The sequence below is a fragment of the Arthrobacter sp. Sr24 genome (assembly GCF_054511175.1).
Genome location: NZ_JBTNDB010000016.1, coordinates 75,188 through 83,834 on the forward strand (window position 1 = coordinate 75,188; position 8,647 = coordinate 83,834).

The 8,647-nt window shown below is 58.2% G+C and carries 6 protein-coding genes; 4 read left to right on the forward strand and 2 right to left on the reverse strand.

The window, feature by feature from the left end; genetic code table 11:
- Nucleotides 1-24: 24 nt before the first annotated feature.
- The gene (locus ACX80D_RS11675; RefSeq protein WP_459322836.1) at nucleotides 25-711 is read right to left on the reverse strand and encodes a TetR/AcrR family transcriptional regulator; all 687 of its coding nucleotides are present in this window, start codon (nucleotides 709-711) and stop codon (nucleotides 25-27) included.
- Nucleotides 712-848: 137 nt separating this feature from the next.
- On the opposite strand from ACX80D_RS11675, the gene ACX80D_RS11680 reads away from it, so the two are divergent.
- The 3 genes from ACX80D_RS11680 to ACX80D_RS11690 all read left to right on the forward strand — a co-directional run bounded on the left by ACX80D_RS11680 (nucleotide 849) and on the right by ACX80D_RS11690 (nucleotide 4,755).
- Nucleotides 849-2,246: a flavin monoamine oxidase family protein gene (locus ACX80D_RS11680; protein ID WP_459322837.1), complete on the forward strand. Its 1,398-nt coding sequence runs from the start codon at nucleotides 849-851 to the stop codon at nucleotides 2,244-2,246.
- A gap of 104 nt (nucleotides 2,247-2,350) precedes the next feature.
- A complete protein-coding gene (locus ACX80D_RS11685; protein ID WP_459322838.1) occupies nucleotides 2,351-3,232 on the forward strand; it encodes a universal stress protein in 882 nt (293 codons plus the stop codon).
- The gene (locus tag ACX80D_RS11690) at nucleotides 3,229-4,755 is read left to right on the forward strand and encodes an APC family permease (protein WP_459322839.1); all 1,527 of its coding nucleotides are present in this window, start codon (nucleotides 3,229-3,231) and stop codon (nucleotides 4,753-4,755) included. The genes ACX80D_RS11685 and ACX80D_RS11690 overlap by 4 nt, the downstream gene beginning before the upstream one ends.
- A gap of 132 nt (nucleotides 4,756-4,887) precedes the next feature.
- Here ACX80D_RS11690 and ACX80D_RS11695 read toward each other — a convergent pair whose 3' ends face one another.
- Entirely contained in the window at nucleotides 4,888-6,561 is a 1,674-nt protein-coding gene (locus tag ACX80D_RS11695) for an O-antigen ligase family protein (RefSeq protein ID WP_459322840.1), read from the reverse strand.
- A gap of 418 nt (nucleotides 6,562-6,979) precedes the next feature.
- On the opposite strand from ACX80D_RS11695, the gene ACX80D_RS11700 reads away from it, so the two are divergent.
- The coding region (locus ACX80D_RS11700) for a carboxypeptidase-like regulatory domain-containing protein (RefSeq protein WP_459322841.1) at nucleotides 6,980-8,647 on the forward strand (1,668 nt) is incomplete at its 3' end.

The window sequence follows — 8,647 nt, forward strand, 5'->3', positions numbered from 1 at the left end:
CCGTTTTTGGGGCGCGCTGAAGCGCTAGTCCCGTAGCGTCGCGGCGAGCCCGGTGATCAAAGCTGTCAGTCCCAGCGTGAACGCCGCATCGGCATCGTTGGGGCGGGCTGTTGCAGCGGAGGTGCCCAGCCCCCTCCGCTGCACGGCGTCATTGAAGTCCGGCGCCTGCGGGGCGAGGGATCCGGCGTCGAAAATGTCATCAGGGGCGGTGACATCGTAGGCGGATCCGTAAATGAAGGATTCCAAGGCCACCACTGCGTCAATGATGGATTCACGCGGCCACCCGGCAGCAATGAACCCCCGTGTCACAGCCTCGTACATGGTGATGGTTGCGGGCGCATTGGTCACCGGAAGCAGCGCAATGACAGGGATGAGTGGCAAATGCGCGGCGAAAACATCCCGATAGGACCGGGCCCACCGTGCCACCGCGCGGTCCCATGACTCGGTGGTAAACGCGGAAACATCCACCCGGCCCATGAGGTGATCCTCCACAAGCAGCAACACGTCCTGCTTGGATTTCACGTGGTTGTAAAGAGCCGATGGCGCCACATGCAGCGATCTGGCTAGCGCCGCCATGGTTAAACCCTTATAGCCGTCATGGCTGATGAGCTTCAGTGCAGCCTTGGTGATCCGAGCTGAACTCAACAATGCCTGTGGGGGCCGGCCTGCCCGGCGTCGTGCTTGATGATGCGGTTCTGCAGGCTCAGCCAAGACCGGCACCTTTCCTTGCGCAAGTTTCTTTGCCCCACCCCCTTTACGTCAAGAGTGAGGTCCATTACAGTCTATTCTAAATGAACGTCATTCATTTAGTGAAGCGGGTCACGTAAGGCTTGCGGAAGAGGGAAACAATGGCATCGGCACAAAATCCAGTCACGATCCAGCGCGACGTCGTCATCATCGGCGCCGGGCCATCAGGGCTGACCGCCGCGCGTGAACTAAAAAAGGCGGGCCTGAGCGTGGCCGTCTTGGAGGCGCGGGACAGAGTGGGTGGGCGCACCTGGTCCAACACTATTGACGGCGCGTGGCTGGAAATTGGCGGGCAGTGGGTCTCCCCAGACCAGACGGCTCTGATTGGGCTACTCGAGGAGCTCGGTCTGGACACGTACCCGAGGTACCGCGACGGCGACAGCGTCTATATCGCCCCCGACGGCACCCGCACGCGCTACACGGGCGAGATGTTTCCCGTCAGCGCCGGGACGCAGGACCAAATGAACAAGCTGATCGAGACCTTGGATGCGCTCGCCGCCGTCATGGATCCCGCCAAGCCGTGGGACCACCCGCAGGCCCGCGAGCTGGACATTATCTCCTTTCACCACTGGCTGCGTACCCAAAGCAGCGACGAGGAAGCCTGCAACAACATCGGCCTGTTCATCGCCGGCGGCATGCTGACCAAGCCCGCCCACGCATTTTCTGCGCTGCAGGCGGTCTTCATGGCATCTTCCGCCGGCTCCTTCAGCAACCTCGTTGACGACAACTTCATCCTCGATAAGCGCGTGGTGGGCGGCATGCAGGGCGTATCCCTGGCGATTGCCGCCGAGCTCGGTGCGGACGTCATCCTCAACTCCGCGGCCCGAACCGTGCGTTGGGAGAAGAACGACGACGGATATCTCGCTACTGTGATTTCCGACGGCGCCACCATCACCGCCAAGCGTGTGGTCATGGCAGTTCCGCCGAACCTGTACACCCGGGTTTCCTTTTACCCGCCGCTGCCGCGCCGCCAGCACCAGATGCACCAGCACCAATCGCTGGGTCTGGTCATCAAGGTTCATGCCGTCTACGAAACTCCGTTTTGGCGTGCAGACGGGCTCTCCGGCACCGGCTTCAGTGCCTCTTCGCTGGTTCAGGAGGTGTATGACAACACGAACCACCAAGACCCCCGCGGTACCCTGGTCGGCTTCGTTTCCGATGAAAAGGCGGACTATGCGTTCACGTTGTCCCCGGAGCAACGCCAGAAGGAAATTACCGCATCCCTGGCGGAGTTCCTAGGCGATGCCGCTGCGGAACCGGTGGTCTACTACGAATCGGACTGGGGCTCGGAAGAGTGGACCCGCGGCGCCTACGCGGCTAGCTACGATCTGGGCGGCTTGCACCGCTATGGTCCCGATCAGCTGACCCCAGTAGGTCCGATCCATTGGTCATGTTCGGATTTGGCTGCCGAGGGGTATCAGCACGTGGACGGGGCCGTCCGCATGGGGCAATCCACCGCCGCCGCCCTGATCGAAGAACTGACTGGCGCAGCGCAGTAGCAGCGCAGACACAATCCAGCCCATCGGCATGAATTCGCGACAACTCTTAGCAACAACTCTTAATGACAGCTCTTAATGACAATGAAGTCCCAAGGAGGACCCTTATGCGGTATGTAGTGGGATATACGGCCAACGCCCGTGGCGGCGATGCCGTCAACTTGGCTGTGGCCTTGGCTCGACGTCAAGGCGCCACCCTGGATCTGGTCATGGTGATGCCCGAAGATTCTCCGTACAACGGCGCGTATCCGCCAGTGTCGGGCATCGGGGACATCCTTACCGAGCAGGTTTCGCAATGGATGGAAGAGGGTTTGGCGTTGATCCCGGACGATGTCCCGGCTCAAGCTCACATCCAGCGCGGAGAATCCGAGGCCGAAGCGCTCATTGCTGCTGCTCAGGAGTTGGGGGCTGTGCTGTTGGTCATTGGGGCCAGCAGCACAGGAATTTTCAAGCGCTTCTCCATTGGCTCGGTTGCCAGCTCGTTGTTGCACGCCTCTCCCCTCCCGGTGGCTCTTGCGCCGTCGGGATATAGCCGTACTGAGCCCATCACACGCCTGACCTGTGCGTTAGGTTCTCGCGTGGGGGCTGAAGAAGTTCTCGCCGTCAGTGTCGCGATGGCCAAACGGCGGGCTTTGCCCTTGCGGTTGGTTTCCCTCGTGGCCCTAGGCAACGACGATGCCGGCACCAGCGTGGATGACGCCCTGGCTCATCTGAACGGCGTTGCTCAGTCCAGTCAAACGCTAGAAGCCGGTGCGCTGGAATCTATGGCACCCGAGATCGCCGTTGGGACCGGACGAACCATTGAGGACGCCGTGGACCGGCTGGATTGGCAAGACGGTGAGCTGTTGATGATTGGCTCCAGTCGGCTGGCCCAGAAAAAATCGATCTTCTTAGGTGCCACCGCCAACCGCATTCTGCGCGCTCTGCCAGTCCCCATGATCGTTGTCCCGCGCGACTTCTCACTCTCAGAAGAAGAGGCCCTGTTATGAGTACCCGAGAAACTACTGCACAAAGTGCCACAGGGCTGAGCGAGAAGGGCCTGAAAGCTGGCTCGGTGGGATTGATAGGCGCCGTCGTCATTGGCATTTCCTGCATCGCGCCGGCCTACACCTTGACGGCTGCCTTAGGCCCCACGGTGTCCGAGGTGGGCGTGCACCTGCCCGCCATTTTCTTAGTCGGTTTTATCCCTATGCTGCTCGTGGCGCTGGGATACAGGGAACTGAACAATGCCATGCCCGACGCCGGAACCTCCTTCACGTGGGCATCGCGCGCCTTTGGGCCGTGGCTGGGTTGGATGGGCGGTTGGGGCTTGATCGCTGCAACGATCATTGTGTTGTCCAACCTGGCTGCCGTGGCCGTGGATTTTTTCTACCTTATGCTGGCGCAAATCTTCTCAAATCCGTCGCTGGCTGATCTGACAACCGTGCTCCCTCTGAACATCGCCACCACCTTGGTCTTCATTGCCGGTGCCTGCTGGATCTCCTACCGCGGCATGGAAACCACCAAGACGTTCCAGTACGTTTTGGTGGCGTTCCAACTGTTGGTGTTGGGCTGGTTCGCCATTGCCGCATTCGCGCATGTGGCTAACGGCACGGCCTTTGATGCCACGGCGATCCAAGCTGATTGGTTCAATCCATTCGCGGTGGAATCGTTCTCACAGTTTGCTGCCGGTGTTTCCTTGTCGATCTTCATTTTCTGGGGCTGGGATGTCACCCTCACCATGAATGAGGAAACCAAAAACCCGAAAAAGACCCCGGGCCGGGCGGCCACAGTAACTATTGTCGTCATCGTGGCCATCTACATGACAGTCTCCTTGGCCACACTGGCGTTCGCCGGCATTGGCACGGAGGGCCTGGGTGCGGGCAACCCGGAAAATCAAGGCAGCATCTTCGCTGTCCTGTCCGGACCCGTTATGGGGCCGTTCGCGATTCTCATGTCCCTGGCAATCTTGAGCTCATCGGCGGCATCGCTGCAATCAACGTTTGTCTCTCCGGCCAGGACGTTGTTGTCCATGGGTCATTACAAGGCGTTGCCTAAGAGCTTCGGAAAAATCAGCCCCACCTACAAGTCGCCCAGCTACGCCACCATAGCGGCGGCTATCGCCGCGGCAGCATTCTATGTTGTGACCCGCACACTCTCGGAAAATGCCCTGTGGGACACCATCACGGCCTTGGGTATGATGATCTGCTTCTACTACGGCATTACAGCCCTTGCTTGTGTGTGGTATTTCCGGGCCGAAGCATTCCGCGGCCTCCGGAGCTTCTTCTTCAAGTTCTTAGCACCGCTGGTGGGTGGAGTCATTTTGCTGGTCATGTTCTTCAAGACCGCCTACGATTCCATGGACCCGGCATACGGCTCAGGGTCCAATATTGGCGGTCTCGGTCTGGTGTTTATCCTCGGTGCCGGCGTGATTTTGCTAGGTGCAGTGTTGATGCTGATCATGAATTGGCGTCACCCCGAGTTCTTCAAGGGCCAGGTCCTCAGCCGCGCCAGTCAGATCTACAACCCGTAGTGGACGGCCGTTACCAATCGATGGCGTGCCATGGTGGCATGGGCATTTGGAATTTCATATGCCCACTACAACTGTGGCACGCCATTGTTTCCCATTTCATGAGAGACGCTCTCAAGTGAGACCTGGTGAAGTCTAATGCTCGCCCTTTCCTGAGCGCAGGTATACCTGATCCAGTATGTTTAGTGCTGTGTCTGACTGGGGGGAGAGCGCAGTGGCGGTTTTTAGATCGGCAATGCTGGCGTCGATGTTTCCGAGGCCGTATTCAGCTATTCCTCGTTGGATATAGGGATCTGCGTTGTTGGGCGCAGCGGCAATCAGCCCGTCGAGGGTGATCTTGCCAGCTTCGTAATCGCCACTGTTGATCTGGCCGACCGCCAATGCCAGGCCAGCCTCACTAGATGCGGGCGTGCGTTTTAGGGAGAGTTCGGCCCATTTGATGGCCAATGTGGCGGCTGTTGGATCGCCGTCGGTCGCAGGGCCAGCGAACGCTTGGGCCGCGAGCAGCGCCGTGTCGCCGTCCCAAGGGCGAAGCTGCAGGGCCTGTTCAAAGTAATTGTCGGCTTCTTCAGGCAGATCTTGGATGGCGGCGTTGACTCCTTTTGCCATGGGCCATTCGGCAACTGTTGCGGGCAGCGCCACTAGCAATGCAACTATGACCGCGGTCGCCGCAGCTATGGTGGTGGCTAAAGAAAAACGTTGCGATTCAGCCACGTTGGTGATGGATCGGGGCAGCCAAGGGTGCGGCTCTTCTTTACGCGGGATGGCGATCAGCCCCCCGCATAACAGCAATGCCAAAGGTGTGGTGGTCGGTGAACTGAAGTGCGTGAGCAGCATGGTGGCATAGGCGCTGATCGCGGCAAATGCGCCCACTAGGTTTCCGCGTTGGACGGGATCACTGGCGTTGTTGATGGACTTGATGCTACAACGAGCCACCATGACCAACGCCGCTAGCAACAGCAGCAGTAGCGGTAGCCCGCCCACCACGAGCGCCTGTAATAGGACCATATGCGGTGAATCCGGGGGGAAGGTGTTGCCGATTTCCGCAGCCCACTGCGTGGTGATGTAGTCCGGAAAGAGGTCGACGAAACTATTGGACCCGACTCCGCTCCACAAGTGGTCCCGCACCATGGCCAAAGACTGCTCCCAGAGCATCGCTCGACCGGACACTGTGCCGCTGCTAAACAGGCGGTCCCGGGTGGCCGGGATTAGGAAAGTCGCGAGGACGACGGCTGCCACTGCACAGCTCGCAATGAGCGCAGTGGCCTTGGTGCGTTTTCCGCGCTGGATCGAGGAGAAAACCGCAACGAAAACGATTACAAAGAATAGACCCAGGAGGGCTGCCCTGGATCCGGACAGGACAGAGGTGAGGGCGCCTGCGATCGATCCAGCCCGTAACAACCACCGCCAGTTATCGCGGCAGGTGATAGCCGGTACGGACAATGCTGCGACCATGAGCACCGCCACCAGCCCTTGATCGCTTGCGTTGCCCAAGGTGGCGCCCGGTCTTAAATCGGCGGCTCCGCCGAGAGGACGCAGGCCCATACTTTCCAAGAGACTTACAATTGCGAGCACAAGCGAGGTTCCCGCCAACGCGCGGTGCAGCCATTGCCATGCTTGGAGTTTTCCGTCTCCGCCGAGGACTTTCGCCCCCAACGCCAGTGAGCCTGCGTAGATGCTCAGTGTGAGAAGACCCTCGTAACGCGGCCATCTGCCCAGAAGCCCAGCTAGGGGTGTTTCGGACAAGGCAACGCCAACGACGACCACGGCGGCTCCTCCCATGACGATCAATGCCAGACGCAACGGCAAACGGGCGCCTTTGCGTGCGAAAAGACCGCAGCCCAAGGCTAGGAGAACGATTAGGAGCTTGACCCAAGTGAATCTGAAAAATCCGCCTGGAACGAATGCCAGAATCGAAAAAGCAATCAATACAGGCCCGAACATCCCCAAAATATCACCACGGGTTGGCTGCGACAGGTGCTTGCGGCGGTTCTTGATGACTTGACCTTCCTTGACGCGGATTTTTTGGCGCGTAAATTCGTAGAGTTAACTTGCCCAAAGTCATTATTAATTGTTGAAAGAAATCTTCCGAACAAACCCTATACCGCGTATAAGCTTGGGACGATCATGCTTGTCTAAGTTCAAAGTAACAATGTCAAAATTTTGGGGAGAAATGAAATTTAGATCGAATAAAGCTGGATTGGTAGGTCTCGTGAGCCTGCTGCTCATGGCCTTAATGTTGATGGGGATCATTCCCGCTCAAGCCGCTACCACCACGGGTTCCATTAGCGGAACAATCTTTGCACCCGCCGGAACTGATTTTTCGCAAATGTGGATCTCTGTCAGCGATGAGCACGACGGGTCAAAATATGGCAGTGCCGAGGTCGATTCTAAGGGTGTCTTTAAAGTTGGCGATTTATCTGCTGGCTCATACAGGATATCTGTTAGTAACTTCGGTGGAGGGCTCCTTGATGGGTATTTCGGTGGTGACGGGTCGTATGAGAATGCCACACTCGTCAAGATCGCTGCCGGGCAAGTAGTCACGGGTAAGAACATAACCCTCGTCAAGGAAGCTACAATTTCCGGGAAGGTCGCAGTGCCTGCCGGCACAACTACCGACGGGATTTATGTCCAGATTAGTGACGCTTCGACCTTGAATTATGTTGGCTCCGCGTCAGTGAACTCGGATGGTACGTACAAACTCCAGGGCCTGAAAGCTGGGAAGTACAAGCTGGAATTTAGCGCGAGGGGGTTAGAGCAATCCTTGCTGTCGCAGTGGTATAAAAATGCGGCTACTGCTGAGACCGCAACCGTCATTACGGTAACGACGGGGCAAAACCTCTCCGCTATAAATGCGACCCTAGCTAAGGGTGCGACGATTTCCGGGAAAGTCACGGTCCCGGCCGGATATAAAGCTGGCGAGGTGTACGTCTACGTCCATTCGGCTGGTAAGCAAGATTATGCGGGATACGGGAGTGTCGCGACAGATGGTTCATTCAAAGTTGGCGACCTCGCCGGGGGCAGCTATAAGGTGGAATTCCAGGCCTGGTCTGGAAACCCTAGGCTGATTGGCCAATGGTATTCGGGGGCTTCCACCTTCGCCGAGGCAACTCCAATTACCGTAGCGACGGGGGCCAACAAGACAGGTATCAATGCCATCTTGGTCAAAGGCGGAATAGTTACGGGTAAGGTCACGGCGTCGGGCGTCGCCGGCTCCTACAGCGTTGATGCGTTTGATTCCAACGGGCAAAAAGTCGGCGGTACGTACTCCGATAGTCAGGGAAATTACAGTCTCCAGGGATTGGCCACCGGCTCCTACAAGGTTGCTTTCAATCGTGCGAGTGGCGTGTCACTCTCGGAGGCCCAGTATTACGACAATAAGGGCGAATCTGAGGGACTCGGTGCTGCCAAGACCCTCACGGTATCAGCAGGGAAGTCCACAGCCGGGATCAATGCGAATCTTCGCGTTGGCGGGACCCTTACTGGAAGCCTGCTCGATACCGCCGGGAATGCTCTTCCCGGGGTTAAGGTCGACACCTACACCACCGGTGATGTGTTGACTACGAGGAGCGGCACCACCGGTAAAGATGGCAAATTCACGATCGGTGGCCTGACCACGGGCAACTACATGGTGGTCGCCAACCCTTACGGCATCAAGACTGCGACCATGCCCGGTTCCCTGTATTCGGGCAATGTGACAGTGAGGGCCAACGCCAAAGCCATTGCCGCCATCGTCGGCAAGTCTGTCAGCAGCGGTACGTTGTCTTACAAGACGGCAACTTCGACTGCGCCGAAGGCTTTGACGGCTGGTACTCCGACGATTTCGGGTACTACGGTCTCGGGTCAGAAGTTGACGGCGAACGCTGGTATTTGGGGTCCTGCTGCGGTGACGTTG